Source organism: Bacillus sp. B15-48 (assembly GCF_016879755.1).
Lineage (GTDB): Bacteria > Bacillota > Bacilli > Bacillales > Cytobacillaceae > Mesobacillus_B.
This window is the reverse complement of record NZ_WOFU01000005.1, coordinates 74,845-100,567: the sequence shown is the minus strand read 5'-3', so window position 1 is coordinate 100,567 and position 25,723 is coordinate 74,845. Positions and strand designations below refer to the sequence as shown.

At 37.2% G+C, this 25,723-nt stretch carries 24 protein-coding genes, 1 tRNA gene, 2 pseudogenes and 1 riboswitch; of the genes and pseudogenes, 22 read left to right on the top strand and 5 right to left on the bottom strand.

The features are described 5' to 3' along the window. Positions 1-126 precede the first annotated feature (126 nt). The 6 genes from spoVK to glnA all read left to right on the top strand — a co-directional run bounded on the left by spoVK (position 127) and on the right by glnA (position 6,562). Positions 127-1,074: a stage V sporulation protein K gene (spoVK, locus tag GNT69_RS16650; RefSeq protein ID WP_203556110.1), complete on the top strand. Its 948-nt coding sequence runs from the start codon at positions 127-129 to the stop codon at positions 1,072-1,074. Positions 1,075-1,187: 113 nt separating this feature from the next. After that, the gene (locus GNT69_RS16645) at positions 1,188-1,925 is read left to right on the top strand and encodes a metallophosphoesterase family protein (RefSeq protein ID WP_203556109.1); all 738 of its coding nucleotides are present in this window, start codon (positions 1,188-1,190) and stop codon (positions 1,923-1,925) included. A gap of 189 nt (positions 1,926-2,114) precedes the next feature. Further along, positions 2,115-3,377: a GTPase HflX gene (gene hflX, locus GNT69_RS16640; RefSeq protein WP_203556108.1), complete on the top strand. Its 1,263-nt coding sequence runs from the start codon at positions 2,115-2,117 to the stop codon at positions 3,375-3,377. A gap of 12 nt (positions 3,378-3,389) precedes the next feature. Next, positions 3,390-4,661: a methionine gamma-lyase family protein gene (locus tag GNT69_RS16635; protein ID WP_203556107.1), complete on the top strand. Its 1,272-nt coding sequence runs from the start codon at positions 3,390-3,392 to the stop codon at positions 4,659-4,661. A 120-nt stretch (positions 4,662-4,781) separates the two neighbouring features. Continuing rightward, positions 4,782-5,189, top strand: a complete 408-nt coding sequence (locus GNT69_RS16630; RefSeq protein WP_203556106.1) for a MerR family transcriptional regulator — start codon at positions 4,782-4,784, stop codon at positions 5,187-5,189. Positions 5,190-5,224: 35 nt separating this feature from the next. Further along, positions 5,225-6,562 carry a type I glutamate--ammonia ligase gene (gene glnA, locus GNT69_RS16625; protein ID WP_203556105.1) on the top strand — a complete coding sequence of 446 codons (1,338 nt, stop codon included), beginning with the start codon at positions 5,225-5,227 and terminating at the stop codon, positions 6,560-6,562. Positions 6,563-7,192: 630 nt separating this feature from the next. Here glnA and lexA read toward each other — a convergent pair. After that, positions 7,193-7,813 carry a transcriptional repressor LexA gene (lexA, locus tag GNT69_RS16620; protein ID WP_203556104.1) on the bottom strand — a complete coding sequence of 207 codons (621 nt, stop codon included), beginning with the start codon at positions 7,811-7,813 and terminating at the stop codon, positions 7,193-7,195. Positions 7,814-7,971: 158 nt separating this feature from the next. Between lexA and yneA the strand changes: the two genes are divergently transcribed. From yneA to GNT69_RS16580, 8 genes and pseudogenes are all read left to right on the top strand, one after another. After that, on the top strand, positions 7,972-8,289 hold the full coding sequence (yneA, locus tag GNT69_RS16615) for a cell division suppressor protein YneA (protein WP_203556103.1): 318 nt from the start codon (positions 7,972-7,974) through the stop codon (positions 8,287-8,289). 9 nt (positions 8,290-8,298) lie between these two features. Then, a complete protein-coding gene (locus GNT69_RS16610; RefSeq protein ID WP_203556102.1) occupies positions 8,299-8,979 on the top strand; it encodes a YneB family resolvase-like protein in 681 nt (226 codons plus the stop codon). 97 nt (positions 8,980-9,076) lie between these two features. Then, positions 9,077-9,310 carry a DUF896 domain-containing protein gene (locus GNT69_RS16605; RefSeq protein ID WP_203556101.1) on the top strand — a complete coding sequence of 78 codons (234 nt, stop codon included), beginning with the start codon at positions 9,077-9,079 and terminating at the stop codon, positions 9,308-9,310. A 257-nt stretch (positions 9,311-9,567) separates the two neighbouring features. Further along, entirely contained in the window at positions 9,568-11,568 is a 2,001-nt protein-coding gene (gene tkt, locus GNT69_RS16600) for a transketolase (RefSeq protein WP_203556100.1), read from the top strand. A 250-nt stretch (positions 11,569-11,818) separates the two neighbouring features. After that, positions 11,819-12,262: a sporulation inhibitor of replication protein SirA gene (gene sirA, locus GNT69_RS16595; protein WP_203556099.1), complete on the top strand. Its 444-nt coding sequence runs from the start codon at positions 11,819-11,821 to the stop codon at positions 12,260-12,262. A gap of 87 nt (positions 12,263-12,349) precedes the next feature. Beyond that, entirely contained in the window at positions 12,350-12,568 is a 219-nt protein-coding gene (locus GNT69_RS16590) for a YneF family protein (RefSeq protein ID WP_203556098.1), read from the top strand. A gap of 216 nt (positions 12,569-12,784) precedes the next feature. After that, a pseudogene (locus GNT69_RS16585) lies at positions 12,785-14,053 on the top strand (ABC transporter transmembrane domain-containing protein); the annotation flags it as partial. Then, positions 14,049-15,377, top strand: a pseudogene (locus GNT69_RS16580) (ABC transporter ATP-binding protein); the annotation flags it as partial. The pseudogenes GNT69_RS16585 and GNT69_RS16580, both read left to right, overlap by 5 nt. 47 nt (positions 15,378-15,424) lie before the next feature. Here GNT69_RS16580 and GNT69_RS16575 read toward each other — a convergent pair. Continuing rightward, positions 15,425-15,595: an aspartyl-phosphate phosphatase Spo0E family protein gene (locus tag GNT69_RS16575; RefSeq protein ID WP_203556096.1), complete on the bottom strand. Its 171-nt coding sequence runs from the start codon at positions 15,593-15,595 to the stop codon at positions 15,425-15,427. 235 nt (positions 15,596-15,830) lie between these two features. Here GNT69_RS16575 and GNT69_RS16570 point away from each other — a divergent pair, with 235 nt between their 5' ends. After that, a complete protein-coding gene (locus GNT69_RS16570) occupies positions 15,831-16,538 on the top strand; it encodes a cytochrome c biogenesis CcdA family protein (RefSeq protein WP_203556095.1) in 708 nt (235 codons plus the stop codon). A 118-nt stretch (positions 16,539-16,656) separates the two neighbouring features. Next, positions 16,657-17,145: a CcdC family protein gene (locus GNT69_RS16565; RefSeq protein WP_203556094.1), complete on the top strand. Its 489-nt coding sequence runs from the start codon at positions 16,657-16,659 to the stop codon at positions 17,143-17,145. 77 nt (positions 17,146-17,222) lie between these two features. Here GNT69_RS16565 and GNT69_RS16560 read toward each other — a convergent pair whose 3' ends face one another. From GNT69_RS16560 to GNT69_RS16550, 3 genes are all read right to left on the bottom strand, one after another. Beyond that, complete coding sequence (locus tag GNT69_RS16560) at positions 17,223-17,537, bottom strand: DMT family transporter (RefSeq protein ID WP_203556093.1); 315 nt, start codon at positions 17,535-17,537, stop codon at positions 17,223-17,225. 1 nt (position 17,538) lies between these two features. Next, positions 17,539-17,880: a DMT family transporter gene (locus GNT69_RS16555; RefSeq protein WP_203556092.1), complete on the bottom strand. Its 342-nt coding sequence runs from the start codon at positions 17,878-17,880 to the stop codon at positions 17,539-17,541. A gap of 61 nt (positions 17,881-17,941) precedes the next feature. Continuing rightward, a riboswitch (guanidine-I (ykkC/yxkD leader) is annotated at positions 17,942-18,042 on the bottom strand. A gap of 73 nt (positions 18,043-18,115) precedes the next feature. After that, positions 18,116-18,541 carry a DUF2621 domain-containing protein gene (locus GNT69_RS16550; RefSeq protein WP_203556091.1) on the bottom strand — a complete coding sequence of 142 codons (426 nt, stop codon included), beginning with the start codon at positions 18,539-18,541 and terminating at the stop codon, positions 18,116-18,118. 164 nt (positions 18,542-18,705) lie between these two features. On the opposite strand from GNT69_RS16550, the gene GNT69_RS16545 reads away from it, so the two are divergent. The 6 genes from GNT69_RS16545 to GNT69_RS16525 all read left to right on the top strand — a co-directional run bounded on the left by GNT69_RS16545 (position 18,706) and on the right by GNT69_RS16525 (position 25,363). Next, positions 18,706-18,802, top strand: a tRNA-Sec gene (locus GNT69_RS16545). A 170-nt stretch (positions 18,803-18,972) separates the two neighbouring features. After that, positions 18,973-19,941 (top strand): tyrosine-type recombinase/integrase, encoded by a 969-nt coding sequence (locus GNT69_RS16540; protein WP_239094294.1) that lies wholly within the window; start codon positions 18,973-18,975, stop codon positions 19,939-19,941. 1,078 nt (positions 19,942-21,019) lie between these two features. After that, a complete protein-coding gene (locus GNT69_RS26255) occupies positions 21,020-21,301 on the top strand; it encodes a hypothetical protein (RefSeq protein ID WP_481747667.1) in 282 nt (93 codons plus the stop codon). A gap of 357 nt (positions 21,302-21,658) precedes the next feature. Then, positions 21,659-22,423: a hypothetical protein gene (locus tag GNT69_RS16535; protein WP_203556090.1), complete on the top strand. Its 765-nt coding sequence runs from the start codon at positions 21,659-21,661 to the stop codon at positions 22,421-22,423. A 388-nt stretch (positions 22,424-22,811) separates the two neighbouring features. After that, positions 22,812-23,507: a GIY-YIG nuclease family protein gene (locus GNT69_RS16530; protein ID WP_203556089.1), complete on the top strand. Its 696-nt coding sequence runs from the start codon at positions 22,812-22,814 to the stop codon at positions 23,505-23,507. 464 nt (positions 23,508-23,971) lie between these two features. Beyond that, positions 23,972-25,363, top strand: coding sequence for a reverse transcriptase domain-containing protein (locus GNT69_RS16525; RefSeq protein WP_203556088.1), 1,392 nt, complete (start codon positions 23,972-23,974; stop codon positions 25,361-25,363). Positions 25,364-25,723: the final 360 nt, after the last annotated feature.

Here is a 25,723-nt window from a genome sequence, read left to right as displayed (position 1 = left end):
GGAGTTATTTAGCCGTTTCAAATAAGGGATGACAAACTCATAACGGCAAGTGATAAGAGAAGTATCTTCGCCAATAAAAAATACTCCTTCATGCGTAAACGGTTTTTAGAATAGAGGTGAGACGCTTTGGACCGACCGATTCGTATGAATAATAATGGACAAATTAGCATTGTACTTAACTCGCAAAAACGGGAGCTACCAACTAAGGAAATACCTGAACCCCCAGTTTCAGTTAAAACAATGGCAACTGAACATGAAGCTTTAAAAGAAATAGAAGATGAACTAGAAGCATTGGTTGGTATGGAAGAAATGAAGCGGATGATCAAAGAAATCTATGCCTGGATATATATTAATAAAAAAAGGGAAGAAAAGGGGCTAAAGGCTGGTCGTCAAGCACTTCATATGATGTTTAAAGGCAATCCTGGCACCGGCAAGACAACGGTAGCCAGGTTGATTGGAAAGCTCTTTCATAAAATGAACGTCTTGTCGAAAGGGCATTTAATTGAAGCGGAAAGAGCAGATCTTGTTGGCGAATATATCGGCCATACTGCACAAAAAACGCGCGATTTAATAAAAAAGGCAATAGGTGGAATATTATTCATTGATGAAGCCTACTCATTAGGGCGAGGCGGAGAAAAGGACTTTGGGAAAGAAGCGATCGATACGCTTGTAAAGCATATGGAAGATAAACAGCATGAGTTTATTCTCATTTTGGCAGGATATTCCCGTGAGATGGAGTATTTTCTATCGCTAAATCCTGGGCTTCACTCAAGATTTCCACTTGTTGTGGATTTCCCTGATTATACGGTGAATCAATTAATGGAAATTGCGAAAAGAATGCTTGATGAAAAAGAATATTCCTTTAGCCATGAAGCAGAAAAGAAACTTCGTGAACACCTTTCCTGGGTGAAATCGAGTCTAGGTCCGACAGGATTTTCCAATGGAAGATATATTCGGAACGTAATTGAAAAATCGATTCGAACTCAGTCAATGAGGCTATTGCTTCAAAATCAATATGACCGATATGAATTAATGATGCTGCGCAGCAATGATCTTGTCTTAGATGAGGAGTAAAAAGGTTGAATTCTTAAGTTTGAGAAAGGACGAAACCTTAAATGTTTCGTCCTTTTGTCTATATAAGATAAAATAGAGAGAAGAAAAGGAAAATTTTTTATGGGAGTTAGCATATGGGGGATAAAATAGCAATATTAACGGATATTCATGGAAACTGCACGGCTTTGACAGCGGTTTTAGAGGAAATTGATCAAAATGATGAAGTGCAGCATATTTATTGTTTAGGAGATTTAATTGGAATTGGCCATGAAACAAATGAGGTCCTTGATGTGCTCTTTTCACGAAGGGACCTTTCAATTGTGTTGGGGAATCATGAAGAAGCGATTCTTGCGATTTTAAATGGAAAAGAGCCAAAGAGCAAAGGGAATGAACGTGCGCACCATGAATGGATTGCTTCGCATATAAGTGAGGACTTTATTTCTTATATAAAGGAATTTCCAAAGTCGATCATGGCGAAACAACATGATGTGAATCTTTTGTTTACTCATTATCATCTCGATGAAAAAGAACAATTTCTCCAAGTTGATTATGAACCAACGGTAAAAAAACTGGATGAAATTTATCAAAAATCGAACGCGGATATTGTTTGCTTTGGGCATCATCATGTCGTTCATCATTTCAAGTCGAAGGAAAGAATGTACTTTAACCCAGGGTCTTTAGGGTGCAATCATAAACCATTGGCGCCTTATGCGATTTTATCGATTGGTGAAGGTGGAAGTATTGATCTTTCATTAAAAGAAGTGCCGTATGATAATCAAGAATTTTTGCTTACATTCGATAAACTCAATGTACCAGCAAAAGAATTTATACTAAACTTGTTTTATGGAAATCAACATTTAAAATACTTATGAGAAGAAGACTAAGCTTGAAAGGGAATCCTTCCGAGCTTTTTTCGATTTCTAATCAGAGTGATTGAATTGTTCGCTTGTATATATCATTCTTTACAAAAAACTTATAATGAGACAATCATTTTGGTTCCGAATTTTTATTTGATATGATGACAGTAGAAAGAGAATATCGAGCAGAAAGGTGGAGTGCGCTTGGAACAGAAAGTTGATTCTGAAAAAGCGATCCTTGTCGGCTGTCAAACGGCACTGGAGGATGATGATCGCTTTCATTATTCGATGGAGGAGTTAGCATCTTTAACAGAAACAGCTCAAGGCACAGTGGTCATGTCAGTGGTGCAAAAACGTGAAAAAGTTCATCCGGCAACCTATTTAGGAAAAGGGAAAGTAGAAGAGCTTGAAACATTAGTAGAGGAGTTAGAAGCGGATTTGGTTATTTTTAATGACGAGCTTTCGCCGAGCCAAATCCGTAATCTATCAAGTGCCATCGATGCTCGGGTTATTGACCGGACACAATTGATTTTGGATATTTTTGCGCGGAGAGCACGTTCAAAGGAAGGGAAGCTTCAAGTCGAATTGGCGCAGCTTCAATACTTGCTGCCGAGGCTTATGGGCCAAGGGATTGCGTTATCTCGTCTTGGAGCTGGAATTGGGACGAGAGGTCCGGGGGAAACAAAACTGGAAACGGATCGCCGGCATATTCGTCGCCGAATAGATGATATAAAAGGTCAGCTTGAAACGATTGTTCAGCATCGTGATCGTTATCGCGAGCGTCGTAAGAAAAATAAAGCATTTCAAATCGCCCTTATTGGATATACGAATGCGGGGAAATCAACGCTATTCAACCGCTTGACAGAAGCAGATTCCTATGAAGAAAACCAATTATTCGCGACCCTTGACCCAATGACGAGAAAAGTTATTCTCTCAAGTGGCTTTACTGTGTTGTTAACCGATACGGTTGGCTTCATTCAAGATCTACCAACGACCTTAATCGCTGCTTTCCGCTCAACGTTAGAGGAAGTGAAAGAAGCGGATTTACTTTTACATGTTGTTGATATGGCAAACCCAGATTATTTCTCGCATGAGAAAACGGTCAATCATTTGCTTGAAGAATTAAAAGCCAACCAGCTTCCCCAAATAATCGTTTATAATAAGAAGGATATCGCTCATCCCGATTTCGTACCATCTGCTCAATCAGAAACGGCTTTTATTAGTGCTTTTTTAAATGGGGATCTCGAGCTTCTTAAGGGGAAAATTGAAAAGATGATGATAGCGATGATGGAGCCTTTTCATGTATTAGTACCATCAAGTGAAGGGAAGTTGCTTTCTCAATTAAAAATGGAAACGATTTTACGAGAATTAAATTATGTTGAAGAAAGTGAAGCGTATGAGTGTAGGGGATTTGCATTCGAAGACCATCAAGTATCAGGACAGCTTAATAAATATTCAGTTAGATAGGAGAAAGGCAGGATGTTTAATGATTTGAAGGCTGGAGAAAAGCTTCAGCCACTTGTTCACGAAGTCGAACAACAAATTGCTGATGTACATAAAGAGATAGATAAAAGAGTCGATGTGAACCAACTCCGTGTATTGCGGAGTTTTCAAACGTTTAGGGTGAGTGACTCCCATTTTATCCCATCAACAGGTTATGGCTATGATGATATCGGAAGAGATACATTAGAGAAAATTTATGCGGATGTATTTGGTGGAGAAGCGGGCTTAGTTAGACCACAAATCATCTCAGGGACGCATGCAATTTCAATTGCTCTTTTTGGTATTTTACGACCAGGTGATGAACTTTTATATATTACCGGGAAGCCGTATGACACGCTCGAAGAAATTGTTGGAATACGCGGAAGTGGAAACGGTTCACTAAAGGAGTTCGGTATTTCGTACAATTCCGTTGCCTTAACTGCTGAGGGAAAAACGGATTGGAGTGCAATCGAAGCAGCAATTAAGCCAAATACGAAAATGATTGGCATCCAGCGCTCAAAGGGCTATGCTACTCGACCATCCTTCACGATTGCTGAAATCGGTGAGATGATTCGGTTTGTAAAAGAAATCAAGTCAGACGTCATTGTGTTCGTCGATAATTGTTATGGAGAGTTTGTTGAAGAACAAGAACCATGCCATGTCGGTGCCGATTTGATTGCGGGTTCATTAATTAAAAATCCAGGTGGAGGTCTTGTGAAAACAGGAGGATATATCGTTGGAAAGTCTGATTTAGTTGAAGCTTGTTCTTACCGAATGACCTCGCCTGGCATTGGCTCAGAAGCTGGGGCGACCATCTATGCACTTCAGGAAATGTACCAAGGATTTTTCTTAGCTCCGCATGTCGTAGGACAAGCATTAAAAGGTGCGGTTTTTACCGCAGCAATGCTCGAGAAGGTTGGAATGAACGCTCAGCCAAAATGGGACACAAAAAGGACAGATCTAATTCAGTCAGTGCAATTTGACGATCGCGAAAAAATGATTGCTTTTTGCCAAGCGATACAATTTGCTTCCCCAATCAATTCTCATGTCACAGCTTACCCTAGCTATATGCCTGGATATGAGGATGATGTCATTATGGCTGCGGGAACGTTTATTCAAGGGGCAAGCATTGAACTAACTGCAGATGGACCGATCCGTCCTCCATATGTCGCTTATGTACAAGGAGGTCTTACCTATTCACATGTAAAACTGGCAATCTGTATTGCGTTAAATGATTTGTTTGAAAAAGGTTTGATTCAGTTAAAATAAATGGCTGCAGTTAGTATAAAAAGGATATTTTAAAAACACGTTAGATTATCTGACATCACGTTGACACGTCACCTTACATTACATATAATAAAACCATAGAGGAGAAAGGAGAGAAATCAAATGGGCGGAAGCCAGATTCGCCGCAACATGCCACTCTTCTCAATCGGAATTGTGATGCAGCTGACAGATTTGACTGCGAGGCAGATTCGGTATTATGAAGAACATGGCCTGATTTCTCCGGCAAGAACGGAAGGCAATAAACGTCTTTTTTCCTTAAACGATATTGACAAGCTTCTTGAAATTAAGGATTTGATCGATCAAGGTGTCAATCTTGCTGGCATTAAGCAAATTTTCAGCGTCAGAAAAGAACAACAAGAATCATTGACAGAAACAGACAATAAACAAGCTGAAAAGATGAGAACAGAGCTTTCAGATTCTGAACTAAGAAAGCTTCTCCGAAAAGAGTTGCTGCAAGCTGGAAGGTTTAATCGGAACTTTAAACATGGTGACATGAAAAGGTTTCGGTAACCTCGTAAAATACGAATATACCGGGAGGAAAAAGTATGGGAAAGTTTACTAGAGAAGATATTGTCCGATTGGCTAAAGAGGAGAACGTAAAATTCATTCGTTTACAGTTCACAGATATTTTAGGAACAATTAAAAATGTCGAGATTCCATTTAGTCAATTAAATAAAGCTTTAGACAATAAAATGATGTTTGATGGATCATCAATCGAAGGATTTGTTCGAATCGAAGAATCAGATATGTATTTGATTCCTGATTTAGATACGTGGGTGGTTTTCCCTTGGACAGCTGAAAAAGGAAAAGTGGCTCGTTTAATTTGTGATATTCAAAACCCAGATGGAACACCATTTGCCGGAGATCCTCGTTCCAACTTAAAGCGTATTTTGAAGGAAATGGAAGAGCTTGGCTTCACCAATTTCAATGTTGGCCCAGAACCAGAGTTCTTTTTATTCAAATTAGATGAAAAGGGCGAACCAACCCTTGAACTAAATGACAATGGTGGATATTTCGACCTTGCGCCAACGGATCTTGGCGAAAACTGCCGTCGAGATATTGTACTTGAACTCGAAGAAATGGGCTTTGAAATTGAAGCATCTCACCACGAAGTTGCACCTGGTCAGCATGAAATCGATTTTAAATATGCGGATGCGGTAACAGCTTGTGACCATATCCAAACATTCAAACTGGTTGTAAAAACAATCGCTCGTAAGCATGGTCTTCATGCGACCTTCATGCCAAAACCATTATTCGGTGTGAGTGGTTCTGGAATGCACTGTAACTTATCTTTATTTAAAAATGGTGAAAATGCCTTCTATGCTCCTGGGACTGGAGGATTAGAATTAAGCGAAACTGCTAATCAGTTTATCGCAGGTATTATCAAAAACGCGACGGCATTTACCGCAGTAACGAACCCAACTGTAAATTCTTACAAGCGTTTAGTGCCAGGTTACGAAGCTCCATGTTATGTCGCATGGTCCGCTAGAAACCGCTCACCTTTAATTCGGATTCCGGCATCCCGTGGGATGAGTACACGTGTTGAAGTCCGCAGTGTCGATCCAGCTGCTAACCCTTATTTAGCAATGGCTGTTCTTCTACAAGCTGGACTAGATGGAATTAAAAACCATTTGACTCCTCCACCACCAGTGAATCGAAACATCTATGTTATGGATAAGGAAGAACGTGAAGAAGTCGGTATCGTTGACCTTCCAGCAACTCTTGCTTCTGCACTTGATGCATTGAAAGCCAATGAAGTGATTTGTTCCGCACTTGGAGGGCATATTCTAGAGCACTTCATTGAAGCTAAAGAGATTGAGTGGGATATGTTTAGAACTCAAGTACATCCGTGGGAGCGCGAGCAATACATGAGCATGTATTAATAGTTAGAAAACCTTTGGTGCGGTGGTGCCAAAGGTTTTTTTATAAAGAATATGTTCTGTGAAAAATGATTAGATTTTAGGCAGAACACACGCTCAGTGTAAGTCAAATAATGAAAGTTTCACTTTATTACGATTGTGGGCATTAGGGTCAAATCAAAGTACTGGGTATAGCTACAGTTAATTATGTATGTTTTTTCCAGGAAAGGTCATTTATGTACATTTTGCCGAGGAGATCTGAAGTTTTTTTGAGCGATAATGCTGGTAACGCATTTTTTAATCCAACTACTCGGAATAAAAACAGCAAATTTCGTTGATATATTGCTAGTACTTGTAATAAAAAACTGTAAAATCAAGGATTAATCTGAGTACTAGCAATAAACTCAGTTCAAAACGCTGATATAATCCCTGTACAAGCAATAAAAAAAGGCCAAAAGTCGCTTTATTCCAAGTACTAGTAAAAAACTTTGCTAAAACACAAGTTTAATCCGAGTACTAAGATTATCTTCTGATTTATCTTCTTAACCGAAGTACTAGCCTTATTAGTATTCATTCGGATTAAAAATCCACATAATGAAAAAGCAGGGAACTCCGCATACGTCGGAACTCCCTGCTTTTTTAGTTGAAAATATTTTAATGCATATGACGATAAACCCCTATCACTTTTCCTAGAATGGACACATTGCGAAGCATGATAGGCTCCATCGTTGGGTTTTCTGGCTGTAATCGAAAAAAGTCTTTTTCTTTAAAAAACCGCTTTACAGTGGCCTCATCTTCATCCGTCATTGCCACGACAATTTCACCATTATTGGCTGTTGGTTGTTGTTTTACGATAACATAATCCCCGTCAAGAATCCCGGCATCAACCATACTATCTCCCATTACCTCAAGCATAAAAACCTGCTCATCAGATGGAACTAGTGTATCGGGGAGAGGAAAATATTCTTCAACATTTTCAATTGCCGTGATTGGTTGGCCGGCTGTTACCCGTCCAATAACAGGAACATTTACAACATTGTATTTTGGTGTTGCATTCGTTTCAATTTCAAGAATTTCAATGGCACGAGGTTTAGTCGGATCTCGGCGAATTAATCCTTTTGTTTCGAGTCGAGCTAAGTGTCCATGTACAGTTGAACTAGAGGCTAGTCCGACAGCTTCGCCAATTTCTCTTACGGAAGGGGGATACCCTTTTTTCTTTACTTCATCCTTAATGAAATTAAGGATGTCTTGTTGCCTTATTGATAACTTTGTCATTTTCACGCACCCCATCGTCTTTTCTCTTGACTTTATTATAACACGCATAGGCGTTCGGTACAAACGTTAGTTCGAATAGTTATTGACAGAAAACAAATGTTCGCATTATAATAAAGGCAAGCAAATGTGCGAACATACATTCTTGAGGGGTGTTTAAAATGAAAAAAATATGGAAAAGTTATTCTTATACTATATTATTGTTTGCAACTTGTTTTATTTTAATGGCTATTTTTGCGAACGATTTGAAAGCAGGCAATGATTTTACTACGATTACAGTACAAGAGGGAGAATCGCTTTGGTCGATAGCCGAACAATTTTCAGATAAACATAATCTGACAAAACATGAATTTATCGTTTGGGTTGAAAGAGAAAATGGAATTAATGCGAATTTGATTTATGCAGGCGAAGAATTAGTCGTTCCTATTTTGAAAAACAAGGAAGCAACAACAGAAGTTGCAGGAATGAATATAGAATAAGGTGGAAAAATGAAGGCGATTATCTATTGTCGGGTAAGTACAGCGAAAGAGACTCAAGAAACGTCATTAGCTAGACAAGAGGAAGAGTTACTGGCTTTGGCTAAGAGCAAGGGAATGGAAGTAGTCAAAGTTATTAAGGAACAGGCAAGTGGATACGATTTAGAAAGAGATGGCGTGTTAGAACTTTTAAGTTTAATAAAAGATGAGGAGATCACATCAGTACTCATCCAAGATGAAACACGAATCGGTCGTGGAAATGCAAAAATAGCTCTCCTGCATTGTATTACGAAAGAAGGAGTAAAGCTTTATAGTATTTCTCATCATGGCGAATTACAGTTATCAGAATCAGATTCAATGGTTCTGCAAATTGTTTCTATGGTGGAAGAGTATCAGCGTAAATTACATAATATAAAAATAAAACGGGGAATGCAAAGAGCAATTAAGCAAGGGTATCATCCAGAGAGAAATTTAAAAAATCAAGGAGAACATGCAGGGCGGGAACGAAAACTAGCACCGATTACTGAAATTGTTCGTCTTCGTGAAAATGGATTAACCTTTGCTGAGATTGCGGCTACGTTAAGAGGATTCGGTTATCAAGTCTCAAAGGCAACCGTTCATCGGCGCTATCAGGAATATAAAGAATCGGTAGAAGAACAAATGATAGCGGGGAATCAACCAGCAAAAGAATAGACGTGACTTCACGAGAAAGTAAGGCTCCTTTCTTGTAAAAATGAAAGATGTTCAGTAGAATAACTTTTAACTTAAATTTTTAAAAAGGGGCTTTTCGATGCTTTCTAAAGATAAACTGGCGAGAATTAATGAATTAGCTAAAAAATCAAAAACGACCGGTCTGACAAAAGAGGAAGCGAAGGAACAGTCTGCGCTTAGAGCAGAATATCTTCAAACCTTTCGATCATCCATGTTAAATACATTAAAGGGGGTTACAATTGTAGACCCTCTAGGAAATGACGTAACACCTAAGAAATTAATACAGGAAAAAGATCGAAAAAAACTGCATTAATTTTAGATCTGGAAACAAAATAAAGCCAAGAGAGTATGGATAATTCTTGGCTTTATTTTTGTATCGTTTTCATCACATAATTCCTAAGACTTCCATTAATAAATTTGAAATTTCAGGAACATATTATCATAACTCTTTGGAATATTATAAAAGGGAAATCAAATTTCGACAAAAATGTTACTGTTTTTGTTGAATTAAAAAGGTTGTAACTATATTATAAAGATTGTACAAAGTTTAACAAAGAAAGGATGTATCTAATGTTCGATAAAGTTGATACACTATCCATCGATTCGATTCGTACGCTTTCAATCGATGCAATTGAAAAAGCAAACTCTGGGCACCCAGGGATGCCAATGGGGGCTGCCCCAATGGCTTACACACTGTGGAGTCGTTTTATGAATCATAATCCAAAAAATCCAGAATGGGCTAACCGTGATCGTTTTGTATTATCTGCAGGCCATGGTTCAATGCTTTTATATAGCATGCTTCATCTATCAGGATATGATCTTCCAATGGAGGAAATTAAAAACTTCCGTCAATGGGGAAGCAAAACACCTGGCCATCCTGAATTTAGACATACAGCTGGTGTTGAAGCCACGACTGGTCCGCTTGGACAAGGAATTGCGATGGCAGTTGGAATGGCAATGGCAGAGCGCCATTTAGCAGGCGTATACAACAAAGATGGATATGAAATTGTGAATCATTTTACATATAGTATCTGTGGAGACGGGGACTTAATGGAAGGTGTTTCTGCAGAAGCTGCATCTCTTGCTGGTCATTTGAAGCTTGGTCGTTTAGTCGTTCTCTATGATTCAAACGATATTTCGCTTGACGGAGACTTAGATAAATCATTCTCTGAGAGTGTTGCTGATCGTTTTAAAGCGTATGGTTGGCAATACATTCGAGTTGAGGATGGCAACAACTTAGAAGAAATCGCAAAAGCATTAGAAGAAGCGAAAGGTGATCTTGACCGTCCGACGATGATTGAAGTGAAAACTGTCATTGGTTACGGTTCACCGAACCTATCTGGTAAATCTGATGTTCATGGGGCTCCACTAGGCGCTGATGAATTAAAGTTAACGAAAGAAGCATATAAATGGACTTTTGAGGAAGACTTCCATGTTCCATCAGAAGTATATGATCATTTTGACAAGCAAGTTGTCCAAAAAGGTCATCAAACGGAGCAAGAATGGAATGCTCTATTTGAAAAATATAAAGCAGAATTCCCTGAGCTTGCTACACAATTTACAGCAGCAATGAAGGGAGAGCTTCCTGAAGGATGGGAAAAGACACTTCCTGTCTATGAAGAAGGTAAGAGCTTAGCGAGTCGTGCGTCTTCAAGTGAAGCACTTAATGCGGTTGCACAAGCAGTTCCTTTCTTCATTGGTGGATCTGCCGACTTAGCTGGATCAAATAAAACGATGATTAAAGGTTCTGCTGATTTCTTCCCAGGTTCTTTTGAAGGTCGTAATATTTGGTTTGGTGTCCGTGAATTTGCTATGGGTGCAGCAATGAACGGGATGGCTCTTCATGGCGGTGTAAAAGTTTTCGGTGGTACGTTCTTCGTATTCTCTGATTACTTACGTCCAGCGATTCGTCTTGCAGCCTTAATGGGTCTACCAGTTACGTATGTGTTTACACATGATAGTATCGCAGTTGGAGAAGACGGCCCAACACATGAGCCAATTGAACAATTGCCAGCATTACGTGCAATGCCGAATCTATCGGTCATCCGTCCTGCAGACGGCAATGAAACATCAGCGGCATGGAGATTGTCAGTTGAATCAACTGATAAGCCAACAGCTCTAGTGTTAACACGTCAAAACTTACCGACTATAAAAGGAACAGATCAAAATGCATATGAAGGAGTTTCACGCGGAGCATATGTCATTTCCCCAGCTTCTAACGGAACGCCTGCAGCGTTATTGCTTGCAGCTGGTTCTGAAGTCGGTCTTGCTGTTCAAGCTCAAGAAGTGCTTGCATCAGAAGGAATTCAAGTTTCTGTTGTCAGCATGCCTTCTTGGGATCGTTTTGAGCAACAATCACAAGAATATAAAGAATCGGTTATTCCGAAATCTGTTAAGAAACGCCTTGGAATTGAAATGGCGGCTTCCCTTGGTTGGCACCGTTATGTAGGAGATGAAGGTGAAGTCCTAGCGATTGATCAATTCGGAGCTTCTGCACCTGGTGAAAAAGTAATGAGTGAATACGGTTTTTCAGTGGAAAACGTTGTGGCTCGTGTGAAAGCATTATTATAAAATTAAAGGAAAAGGAACGGCGGATGAATGAAGTCCTCCGTTCCTTTTTAGCTAAAAGGAAAGCAACATGCGTTTTGGTCCTTAAGCTTTGCTCATCACTTCCCGATGTTATATAATTAAAAAAATGATTTGTAAGTGAAGAATAGTCCGATTTTGACAAAATTAGTGTATTTTTGCTACATCTTTAGACAACCACAGAAAGCATATTTTCTTATAATGGAATAAAGCTTGTCTAAAGGGAGGGGATCAGATGAGGTCCTATCAACTTTATTTAATCAAAGATGATATAGCTGGCCATTATTTTGGTAGAGAACGACTGTTTTTTTACTTGTTTAAAGAGTATAGTAAGGCATCGGGGGAGATGCAAGCCATTATTTCCCGGCAAATAAAGTATATAACAAAACCAATTTCTGTCCTTCGAATTCATCAAATGATCCTTCAACATCTTTCAAAACAGAAAGGGTTTAAGTCAGGGCAAGGTGAATATTCCTTATATGAAAAAAAATCTCAAAGTACAGCGGTTTTAAAAATCGTAAATGAACGTACATTATTAGTAGAGAGCGCAGGCAGTCTTGAAGCGGAGACGATATTCTTTGAAGTCCTTCGGAAAATTGAACCCTCTTTCATTGCCGTCGACCTTCAAAGTAATCTTTGTGGTTGGTTAAAGCCAATTAAGGAAAGAAAATTTGTCTAAAAAGCGAGAAAAAATGTTGGCAATATTGTATAATAACGAGTGGTCTAGTACACTGTATGGGATACACCATGAAGGAGGAAATAACGTATGTGGACTTATGTTCTAGTTGGTATACTGGCATTATTAGCTGGTGTAGCTCTAGGATTTTTCATTGCTCGTAAGTATATGATGGACTACTTGAAGAAAAATCCGCCAATCAATGAACAAATGCTTAAAATGATGATGATGCAAATGGGCATGAAACCATCGCAGAAGAAAATCAACCAAATGATGTCAGCGATGAATAAACAACAAGAAAAACAATAAAGGACAAGCACTCTTATATCGGGGTGCTTTTTCTTATGGAATTACATATATCCATGATTTAAAAGTTAATTTTCCACTTTTTCCTAAATGAGGATGATTCACTTTCTTTTAACCTATTTGTAAAATGTTATTTAACAACGTGCAAATTTCGTATAATATGAATATTCAGTAAAAATAGGAAGCGGCTCACGATTCTCACCGGTGGAGGGATTTTGGATGAGAGTATTTTTAGATTTAATGTGGTTTTTTAAAGCTGAGAAGAAAGCATATTTACTAGGTATTATGATGCTTCTTTTCATCGCTTTTCTTGAGCTTATTCCACTTCGAGTGATCGGGATGGTTGTCGATGAGATTGGTATGGGTACATTGACTTTTCAGAAAATGTTGAAATGGATGATCATCCTCATTCTTGCAGGGGGAGGAATGTATGTTCTTCGTTATTTTTGGAGAATTATGATTTTTGGCTCGTCTGTAAAGTTAGCAAAATTACTACGAAAACGTCTTTATGATCATTTTACCAAAATGTCTCCGAATTTTTATCAAAAGCGGCGCACTGGAGATTTAATGGCGCTTGCGACAAATGATATACAGGCGATTCAACAAACGGCTGGTGCGGGCGTTCTTACTCTCGTTGATTCACTTGCAACCGGAGGTTTTGTGATTATTGCGATGGCATCAACCATTAGTTGGAAATTAACATTAATTTGTTTAATCCCTATGCCCTTTATGGCGATTTTAACTGGTTGGTATGGAAGAATGCTCCATAAACTTTTTCATAAAGCTCAAGAAGCTTTTTCTGCTTTAAATGATAAATCGCAAGAAAGTATTTCTGGAATCAAGGTGATCAAAACATTTGGCCAGGAAAAAGAAGACATCGAGGACTTTCGTAAACAGTCAGAGGGTGTCGTGAATAAGAATATCTCTGTTGCGAAAGTAGACGCATTATTCGATCCAACCATCTCTTTGATCGTTGGAGTTTCATTCTTTTTAGCGATTGCGTTTGGTTCAAGGTTTGTCATTCATGGGGAAATGACGATTGGCAACCTCGTTGCATTCACCACATATTTAGGGTTACTTATTTGGCCAATGCTCGGTTTCGGGCATCTATTTAATATTGTTGAGAGAGGACGGGCTTCCTTAGATCGTGTGAATCGACTTTTAGGGGAACGAATTGAAATAAAAGATCAAACAGAGGCATCAGGAAGTATTCCTGCGGGGGAAATAGAGTTTCGCGTGAAAGAGTTTTCTTTTCCTGGCGAACAAGAACCGCAACTTAAAAATCTTTTGTTTACGTTGCCAAAGGGGGCGACATTAGGAATAGTTGGAAGAACAGGAGCTGGGAAAACATCAATATTGAAATTATTAATTCGTGAGTTCGAGGGGTATAAAGGTGAAATTAAAATTGGTGGAAAAGCTCTTCAAGCTTATAAAATTGATCAACTAAGAGAAGCGATTGGCTATGTACCACAAGATCATTTTTTATTTATTAATTGGAATCTTTGTTGCGATGTTCGTGTTAAATGTAAAACTTGCTTTGATCTGTTTAGCGGTCATGCCACTCATTTTTATCATTATGGCGATTTATAGGAAGCTTAGTTCAAAATTTTATCATGATTTACGGGAACGGCTCAGTCAACTGAACGCGAAGCTGAACGAGTCCCTACAAGGAATGTCAATCATTCAAGTGTTTCGTCAAGAGAAGCGGATGCGTCGTGAATTTGAGGAAATCAATGAAAAGCACTATCAAGCAGGAATGAGGAATATAAAGGCAGATGGTCTTCTTTTAAGACCAGCAATCGACCTCGTGTATATTTTTGCACTCATTATAGTATTAAGTTATTTTGGAATTAGTTCATTCGAAAATCCTGTGGAAATTGGTGTTTTATATGCTTTTATCAATTATTTAGATCGGTTCTTTGAACCAGTGAATCAAGTGATGCAAAGGCTATCAATGTACCAACAAGCGATTGTCGCCGCTTCAAGAGTATTTCAGTTATTGGATGATCAAGAACTAGCTCCAGGCCAGTCTGCGAACAGTGAGATAAAGATTGAAGAGGGAAAAATTGAAGTAAGAAATGTTGATTTTTCGTATGATGGAAAACGTGATGTCCTGAAAAACATTGAATTTACTGCATTGCCAGGACAAACGGTTGCGCTAGTCGGTCATACTGGAAGTGGTAAAAGTTCGATTATTAACTTATTGTTGCGCTTTTATGAATTTGATCGTGGAGAAATTCTTATTGATGGCGTATCTATTAAAAACTATTCGTTAAATGAAGTAAGAACGAAAATGGGGCTCGTTCTCCAAGATCCATTCATTTTTTACGGAAGTATTAAAGATAATATTCGACTTCATAATCAGACCATTTCTGATGACGAAATCGAAGAGGCTGCTAAGTTCGTGCAAGCAGATTCGTTCATTTCAAAATTGGAGGATGGCTATGATCATCGTGTTGTTGAGCGAGGTGCGACATTCTCAAGTGGACAGCGGCAACTGCTTGCGTTTGCGCGAACGATGGCGGCGAACCCGAAAATCTTAATTCTTGATGAAGCGACAGCGAACATTGATACTGAGACAGAGGAAGCCATTCAAACGGCGCTCGCAAAAATGCGCAAAGGAAGGACGACGATCGCCATCGCTCATCGATTATCGACGATTCAGGATGCGGATCTCATTCTTGTGTTGCATCTAGGAGAAATTGTTGAACGTGGGACCCATCAGGAGCTCCTGACACGAAAAGGGCTTTATCATAAGATGTATTTATTGCAAAATGGGTCTGGGGAGCGGTTAGAAGATGCTGTTGGTTAATAGAAAAAAGAAAACAGCTGATGCCTTGATGGCTTCCAGCTGTTTCTCTAATGGGTTTTACACTTTTTTCTCTCTATACGGTAATAAGTGTTCAACAGATCGTCAAGTTCTTGGCTATGACGAATCGCGGTCGTTGATGTTAAACCACTAGTTGAGGCTACTTGAATCAATTCGGAACGTTTCTTTTCAATGAGACGAGCGAGCTCTTGTTTACCCATAACAATCCCTTTCTAGGAAGAAATCCTTTTTAAAATGTAAATCTATTATAAAATTAGAAAAAATTTCAAAGACAAATTCTAGTATAATAGAATTTCATGCAGAATTCAAAATGATTTTACTATAATTCGTTTATTACCTTTACAAAGGGAAAAATGTTCACAGTTTAATTCATATCTTTTCCTGCAAGTATTTGTTAGAATGATATCGAATTGAATAATGGGAGATGTATGATTCATGACGGATATTAATGTTTTGCTCGCATTCGGTGCTGGTTTTCTTAGTTTCATTTCGCCTTGCTGTTTGCCGCTTTATCCAGCTTTTCTATCTTATATTACAGGGATGTCTGTCGGAGAAATTAAAAGTGATAATGCGATGCTTCAAAAGCGGAGTATGTTACATACTTTATTCTTTCTAGTCGGCTTCTCGATTATATTCATTGCGCTAGGATTTGCTACTTCCTTTGTCGGTCAAATCTTCAGCCAGTACAATGATTTAATCCGTCAACTTGGGGCTATTTTCATCGTGATTTTTGGGTTAATCGTAATTGGGTTGTTCCAGCCAAAATGGTTGATGTCCGAAAAGCGGATTGAATTTAAAAATCGCCCGGCGGGATATTTTGGTTCGATTTTAATTGGAATGGCATTTGCTGCTGGATGGACTCCATGTACAGGACCGATTCTAGCATCGGTTATTTTGCTAGCTGGGTCGAATCCTGGTTCGGGGATGCTCTATATGATGTCCTATGTTCTTGGTTTTGCGATTCCGTTCTTTATTCTATCGTTCTATGTTGGGAAAATGGATTGGATTAGAAGAAACAATGTGAAAATCATGAAAATTGGCGGCTATATCATGATTGTTATGGGTGTCGTTCTATACTTTGATTGGATGACAAAAATTATTGCCTTCCTTTCGCCGTTTTTTGGTGGATTTACTGGTTTTTAAAATGATCAATGGTCTCTAGTTTAACAGGAAAAGCGAAAATATGCTTTTCCTTTCTTCTTACTAAAAATAAAAATTGCTGTATAATAATAGTGAAAACCTACAAAAAAGGATGAAACGTATGGACTATGTTTTGCTCTCAACAATTGCAGCAATCGGGATGGGAACTCTCGCTTTTTTCGTCAGAATGAAAGCAGCAAAAAGCCCAACATCCGCAAAAAAAATTATATTGCCACCGCTTTTTATGAGCACCGGTGCATTGATGTTTATCTTTCCGATGTTTCGCGTTAGTTTTTTACAAGTAATCGAAGCGTTGCTTGTCGGAATGCTGTTCTCGATCTTGCTAATTAAAACGTCTAAATTTGAAATTAGAGACAATGATATCTATTTGAAAAGATCAAAGGCGTTTATGTATATTTTACTAGGATTGCTTGTTGTTCGTTTAGTGGCGAAGCTTGTTTTAAGTATTACGATTGATGTTGGTGAGCTAGGCGGAATGTTTTGGATTCTCGCTTTTGGAATGATTGTTCCGTGGCGGATTGCAATGTATGTACAATACAAAAGGCTTCAACGTGATTTGCATAGTATGATAAAACCGAATTTAATTTAAAAAATCCCCGAATAAGGGGATTTTTTATGTTAAGTCTCCAGAGTGAAAGTTTTGTTTAACGTGCGCTGGAGTTTTTTCTAAGATGAAAGTTTTAGCCCAACAGCTGAGCTTAGAATGACAGCGATAAATAAAATTCGTTTCCAATCATTTGATTCATCATAAAACAACATCCCGATGATGGCACCGCCTGAAGCGCCGATTCCTGTCCAAATTGCATAGGACGTTCCCATCGGGAGGGTTTGCATTGAATACGACAAAAAGTAAAAACTCGCTGCAAAAGCAACAATTAATAGCAAAAGAGAGCGCCATCGACGATCATGTGAATATTGATTCATCATCGCAACACCTGCCATTTCAAATAAGCCGGCAACCACTAATGAAATCCAAGCCATTTTATGATTCAGCCTCCTTTTCTTCTTTTGAATCGGTCACAAGCTTTAAGCCAATTACACCTATCAATAAGAGGAGGATGAAGAATACCTTTTCTAGCTTAAACGGTTCACCAAAAATGAGAAAGTCAGCAGCGGTTGTCCCGGCTGTTCCTAAGCCAACAAACACAGCATAAACAGTGCCTACCGGCAATTTTTTACCTGCGTCGATCAAACCGTAAAAGCTAATGATAATTGCGAGGATTGTTCCAAACCATTCAAGAAAACTGTCGGCATGTTTTAAACCGATAACCCAAAATACTTCAAAAACGGAAGCAATGATTACTTTTAACCATGCTAGATTCATCGATATTCACTCCTTTTTACATAACAAAAAAAAGCCTAGGAGATGCTGTATCGTAACAGAATTCTCCCGGGCTTTTTTCCCTCCGTGGCACAACAGAGCTGTGAGTTTTCTCTCGGACCAGGCCAAGTTTTCAATACTTGCGGAACCCTAGAAAACATTTATGTTTATTTGTTAGTGTTATTATACACGGATGAGGGTGAAAATCAAGAAATCCCCTATAATTGGTTTGATTTGGTTAAAATAAATGTTCGTACGTATTGAGATTGATTTGTTTCTCTGACAATTTCTTGCGTAAAAATTTATGATCTCGTTTCGGTGTTGCCAAAATATAGCCACGAATAACTAAATCTTGGCTAATGGTTGAAGCCTTTTCATTCAGCGCAAGTTCACCAATCTTCCCAGCGATCTTTTGCCGCGCGACATCACGAAAGAGTTCAGGTACAGGACTGACTAAATCTTCAAGAAATTCCTTTTGATCTTCTGTCCATAAATCTCGCGTTTCTTCAACATAATGTAATTCCCAATCCATGTCCGATTTTCCATCTTCTTTCGGAAGCTTTTTTAAAAATTTCCGAAACATGAAAAAGCCACCAACAGCCATTAAAACGACCATAATGATTGTCCAAAAAAGAATAAATAACATAAACCATCCGTCTACCATTTTCCCTAATCCCCTTCGTTTCTATGTAAAGATGATAGTTTTATTCTAGTTTCATTATAGTATCTGGAAACTGAGAGGACAAGCGGAGGAATCTTTAGCCAAAATGGTAATTGAGGTTGAAAAAAACCTCTTGTCGAATTATAATAGATATTGTCACTCAACACGGGGCTGGATGGGGTACTGGTGTCTCCCACGGTCTTCAAAACCGCTTGAGACCTGCGTGCCAGGTCTGGTGGGTTCGATTCCCACGCAGTCCCGCCAAATAAGGATTTCTTAATGATTACCGAATAAGTGTTTGTGCTTATTCCCAAACGGATTTCTACCAGTCTCACGAAAGACTGTGTTAGGCTGTAATGAAAAACCGTTTTGGACTGATACATAAAACCGTTCAACCTCTTACGTAATTTTTATTATGGAAGGGGTTTTTTATTTTGCGACAAAATCAATTTAGACGTCTTAAACGTGAAGTAAAATCAGTAAATGTTGGCGGTTATGCTTATTCAATTACAGAAATGTTTGAGCAATTTATGTTAATTAAAAAGGGAGAGGGATTAGCGAAAAGAACCATTAAGGAGTATTACAATAACTTTCAATACTTTATGGATTATATTGGTCGAGAACTGTCAGCAAAGGAAATAAAAACAGAGGTTTTTACTGGCTGGATAAGTTACATGTGTGAAGAATTGGATTACTCTCCTGCTACTGTAAACATACGAGTTAGAACCATGAGGTCATTTTTACGATACATCTATGAGGATAAGCAATGGATTCAAGAACCTATTCACAAACGCTTTAAGCCTATCAAAGCACCTATCGATAATGTTGAAGCATTCACACCAGAAGAATTTAAAAGGCTCTTAGGTGCGATTGATGAGTCCTCCTATACCGGGTTTAGAACCAAGGTAATTTTGTTTGTTCTAATAGATACTATGGTTCGAGTATCCGAATTAGTTGATATTAAAAGGGAAAATGTTAATTTTAAAAATTTGACCATTCAATTAGAGGCAGCTGACACAAAAGTAAGAATCGCTCGTACAGTTCCAATATCTGCAAAAACTGCAAAACTACTCAGTGAGTATATGGAAGAAACAGAGGATTTTGGGAATGAATGTATGTTTTTAACATATGAGGGTGAAAGAATGAGTGAGGCTACTGTAAGGGACAATATAAGGTTGTATGGTCATGTAGCAGGTATCAATAACAAACGCTGTAGTCCTCACACTTTACGTCATACAGGTGCATTATTCTATATATTAAATGGCGGCGACCCTTTTAGTTTGCAGAGGATACTTGGTCATTCCCATATGAATATGGTTAGACGTTATGTGCAAATGACGAATATGGATGTTCAGAATCAACATAATATTCATTCTCCGCTAAATTATGTGTTTAAAAAGTAGAAAAAATAATAGCTAAAATTTGAACTGTTAAGGGGTCTAAAGTATGAATAAGCAAGTGAAGCACATTGCCTATTACACTAAAAAAATATTCAAGAGGGAGCGAAAGCAAGACCATCTTATACAGTGGTAAGAAATTCCTTTCGAAGTATTCGTTTACTTATGTATAAAAACATGTTAAATAATATGATTTAATCTTCACTATAGTGAGACTTAATGCAGATAAAACGAAGGGGCGGTCATTGTGGCTGCTCTTTTTCTTTAATAAGTTTTTCAGAAAACAACGACGGTGGCTTTTTATATGTGATTTCTCTAAAAAGTGTTATGTAGTTAGGGCATGTCAATCTACACCAACATACTGTTCAAATGTTCGATACGAGACGGATTTACTCTTTTTCTACACTATGAAACAGTTTTCCTTTAGCAACATTTTTCAAACCTAAACTCAATGTACCACTGAAATTCCCTGTTAATTGTAGATGGACATTCCTCTGTAAAACAGTAGCGAATTATCGAAGCTAAATTCATTCTATATAAAAAATCATCTCTTTTTTTAAAAAAATTCTTGACATGGTTTTTTAGGTTTGATGAGGAGAACCATCAGCTTTTTTATGACGGTACTAGACATAATTTCTTGATTTCTTGATTTGTATAATAAGATTATGCAAACACCTCATAAGGAATCTTATTCTATCTATGACCTACATATAGGGATTGGCAGATTTAAATCTAATATTGGACAGGGTTATTTGTACTTACTGACGAGGTATTTTGCATTAGGTTCATATTCAAATGGCAAATCTACAAATCAAATTATAGAAAGAGAGGTACGAGTAGTAAAAATAGTATGAGTGAGTGAGAGAGTGTATATACACTACTCATAAATGTTAAAACAATGCAGTAAATGTAAAGAGGTTAAGAGTGTAGAAGAATTTAGTAAAGACAAAAGTAAAAAAGATGGTCTTACTAGTGCCTATAGGGCATGTAATAATAATCGTGAGAAAAAACGAAGGGGAAATGGTGGTGTTTTCACCCAACAAAAAAGCAAGCAACCTTTGAAAAGTACGGTCGTTGCTGCCAAATCTGCGGGAACATTAGTAATTTAGAAGTAGATCATAGGCTTTCACAGAATGTTTCTAAGCCTAATAAAGCAAGTGTTGAGGACAATGCTTGGGTTTTATGTAAAGGTTGCAATATTGCTAAAGGTACAAAGATTCTAATTGAAGTTATAAAAGATGTCCCAAGTAAGATTTTAGAACCAATGCTGTTACAACAACATGCCAATCGAATTGTAGAAGGTTTCTTCGAAAAAGTAACAATTACTATTGGTGGAAAGCAGTGTACTGAAGTGAAACCTAAGTGATTAACTGCTTTATCTTATTACCGCTTCTATATGATGATGGTATACCCAAAAAACAGGTGTGGTTTAATGGATATTTGTAAAACAACACCTAAAAATGGGGTGAACTACTTTATAAAATGCACCTAAAAATTAGGTGTCCCCCAACAATAGATAATGCTTGTAATTTTCTAGTTAATCGGGCGATTTCAGTGGGGGAATAGATAGAAGAATAGTAGATAGAAGATAATATAATAGATGAAATGTAACGCACAAAAGGCGGCAAGCCTCCTTTTGCACGTCACAAACACAACGTTCTTTAATTGAATTGGGGGCAGAGGAAAATAAAAAATATTAGTCAGAACAGGAGAAAGATAAAAAGTGAGTACTGAAATCAAATCAACTAAAAGGTTAGAAAGGGAAGAATCGTTTATAAAGATTTCCAAGTCACTAATTGAAACTAAGGATTTAGGAAAGTCTGGTGAATTAGATGTTTATCACTTAGCAATCATTAAAACATTGGCAAATAACTTTCAAGGTGTAGCTCTAACTGGGGTTATTCATATGATGAGATTCGTTGGCATGAGTACAGGGCAAAGTTCAACTAAGGTAAGAACAAAAGAATCTTTACTCAAATTGCAAAAGATGGGACATATCGAGATTTACGAAGATTTATCCATGAAACGTGTGATGTTAGATTTAAAACCCGTAAACAACTACTTTATCAAACCAACAGGTAAGGACGAAGAATACAATTTTGCAAAAGTGTTCTATAAGGATTTTCAAAAGATAGTAGCAATGAAAAGTGATTATAAGCCTAAAATATTCGCCACGTATCTAAATATGGTAGGTTATATATTCTATACTGTAAGCAACGATCCAATATCATTTATTTCAATTGATACGGTAGTAAAGGATACAGGAATAAACAGAAAGTCTGTTATTGAATATCTCAAAATACTGCATAAAGAGGAAATTCTATTCTTTGTACATTTTCAAATTAATAATACAACTACAAAGAACTACTGCACAAGATGGATTCATAAAGAACATACCGCAAAATGGACGGTGGGACTTGCGGAATTTCATTACAAGACTGATAGAAGTAAATTTAAAGGCGGTGGAGAAGGGGTATCAGAAGAGTAATGGAGTTATTGTAATTTTTACGTACAATGGAGCGGAGCTTTAAATGCGGGGGCTTAGTATATTACATTGATCGATACTAATACCCCTATCTTAGTAATAATAAAAATCATAAATCGGTTGTACAGGATTGCCATTGATTCTAGCTTACTTTAGTATTGAAAGTGGTAGCGGAATTACAGTTTTCATTAGTTTAAGGTTAGTATGTCTTACCTCAAAGACATATTCCTGTTGAAAATGAGTAGGACGCTGCATTTTTCATATATCATGGATTTGGTATGGGTGTAATTGTTATAGGGTTTCCTTAATTTATTAGTTTTTCTTAATCTTTTTAAGATAACTTTAAATCTTCTTTCAGAGAATATACTGAAAATGAAAAAGGGGTTATACGATGAGCTATAAGAAGCGAAGAGAGTGGGAAAAGTTTATTGATAAGTATAACAAGCCAATGATAGGGCGAGAAAAATATGCAGGGCTTAAGGTAAACAATGATATAGGGATGAACTATATCCAATGTGAAGGGGAAATGGCTACTAAAGAGTTAACGACAAAAGTAATTCAGGAACTGTTAAAACTGGTAAGTCTACCTGATGATGTCTATAATTCTGTAAAGGAAAAGCAAGACCGCATTATTAGGGAATACGAGCTTAAGTCTTATTACCAACATTACGACAAATCAAAAATCGAAGAATCTCATGAAAAAGATGGATATGTTTATTTTTTAAAGGAATACAAAGGAAATTCAGTTAAAATTGGTCATGCAAAAGAACCACTGAAACGAATCAAACAAATGAACTTTGTTCCTTCTATCCCAGTAGAACTTATTTACACCATTCGGTCTAAAAATAGCTATCGTTTAGAGCAAATGTTTCATCGTTACTTTTATAAAAAACGAATCAAAGATGGATTTACTACTGAATTCTTTGAGTTAACTGACGAAGATATGAAAAGTATTTACGATCGCAATTTACCCCAAGAAATGCTACATCTCATCATAGAAGAAGGATATGAACTTCCATCAAGGCTAAAGAGATTAGAACGAAGAAGACGATTTGAGCAAGAGAATAATCAAGAAAGCCACTTGTGATTCACAGGGGGGTTCTTATTAGACTTAGGAAAAGAGAACTCTTATCCGTAGAAAAAATGGCGAATAGCTTAATTGAGGAAACGTATGTTATCAATTGACTAAGAAAACTTTCAATATACTAAAATTTCAAATTTGTATAAAAGGTGATGTTTTGGTATTATATAGTAGTCTTATCTAATCGGTGATAAGAGGAGAAGGTTTAGCATTGTCAACCTTGGCAATGTAAAGAATTAGATTCATGACTAAATTCGCCAGTAGGTCGATTACTACGTCAATGAGCATAATTTCAAATCCTTCCACAATCAAATAGACAATTATTTGTTTAATTAGATTGTACAGTATAAGTGGAAATAAGTTAGCCCTACTGTAAGATGGTTTTGATGTGAAAGGTATATTAATAGACTGTCACCTTTTACGCATTATGATCATACAGGTGAGAATGTGTATGCTAGGGAGGTTTTCTGATGGATCAGAGTAATAGGCTACAATTACATAATCTCCCCAGCTCTTCACAAATAGACATGAAGAAATACCGCTCTAAAGGTTTCCTTCATTTTGATAAAAGAATAAAAATTGAGCGTGTCCACCAAAAGATTCAGGATGAAAACTGGGTTGCGAAACATGCTTTTTTGCCGTTCATTCATTATAAGATTAAGTTAAATAAGTACACCTTGAAAAAAGGGACACCTTCGAAGGAACTAAGATTATGTAAAGACCAAAAGTTCTTTAAGTATAAAAAACCTAAAGAAAGATTGATTTACTATGCTTCACATTTAGATAGTTATATTTACAAGTACTACGGTGAGCGATTAAATGAAGCATACAATTCATATGCTAAAGAAAATGGAATTGATGAAGTTGCGATCGCATATAGGAATAATAAATCAGGTAAAAGTAATATTGATTTTGCAAAGGAAGTATTTAAATATACGTTGGATCAAGATAATGCCGTAATTATAGCACTAGATTTCACTAAGTTTTTCGATACTCTTAATCATAGGGTTTTAAAAGAGAACATTAAGTACGTCTTAGGTGTGGATGAGTTACCATCAGATATCTACAAAGTATACAAGAGTATTACAAAATTCAGTTATGTTGATAAAAAAGTGATTGATAAGTTTTTAGAAAAAAAATACGAAAAAAAACAATATCAGAAGATAAAGAAACAAGGGACACTGAAAAGAATCATGAGTCCTGCTGAATTCAGAGAGTTCAAGAAAGGGAATATTCAAATCCATAAAGAAAATTTCGGTATTCCACAAGGTTCTAGTATGAGTGCTGTGTGTTCTAATATTCATCTTATACATTTTGATGCACATCTAAAGAAATGGGCAGATAGCAAGAGTGCCTTGTACAGAAGATACTGCGACGATTTAATACTTGTTATTCCTTACTCAGAAAACCAAAAACCAGATGTCAAAGATTTAAAAAGCGAAGTGTATCAGATAATAAATAAGTTCAACGATTTAAAGATCCAAGAAGAGAAAACGGAGATACGAATCTATGAGAGTAGAAGAATTAACAATCAAGATAACGAGTTAGATAAGATTGATTATTTAGGTTTTATCTTAGATGGAGAGTCCATAAAAATACGAGAGAAAAGCGTGTTTAAATTCTACAGTCGTGCCTACAGAAAAGCAAAGATATCTAGGGGGAGAACTTCGGAAAGAGGAATTAAAACGTATAGGTCGAAGTTGTATAAACTCTATACACATTTGGGTTATGATTATAAAGGGTATGGCAATTTCATTTCCTATGCTCTCGAAGCACATGAGAAAATGAAAGAATTACCTGTACAGGTGTTAATTAAAAATCAGGTTAAAAGGCATTGGAATAAAATTCAAGGTAGGTTATAAATGCTAGTAGAGGATAAATAAATATCTAATACTTGATTAATTGAATGCAATCTCGAAGTTTAAGAAAATGCTTTGATTTAAAAGGTGGGGTATTTTTCAAGAAATTTCCCGCCTTTATTGGTTAGTGCCGTAAGTGTCTAATCCACACACCACACATTTTATTTTCTCAGATAAGACTCGAACAACAACAACTAACCAAGTACTAATACTTTATATGTCGGTGCCCCTGCGTATTCAATTAATGAAATATCGATTTTATTCACTCATTGAAATCAATCACTAACCAAAGCAGTCGAGAGGAAAATGACTGTTTTTTTTACTTTGAACAACTTCATTAATACCTTTTCAAAGTAACTTTAT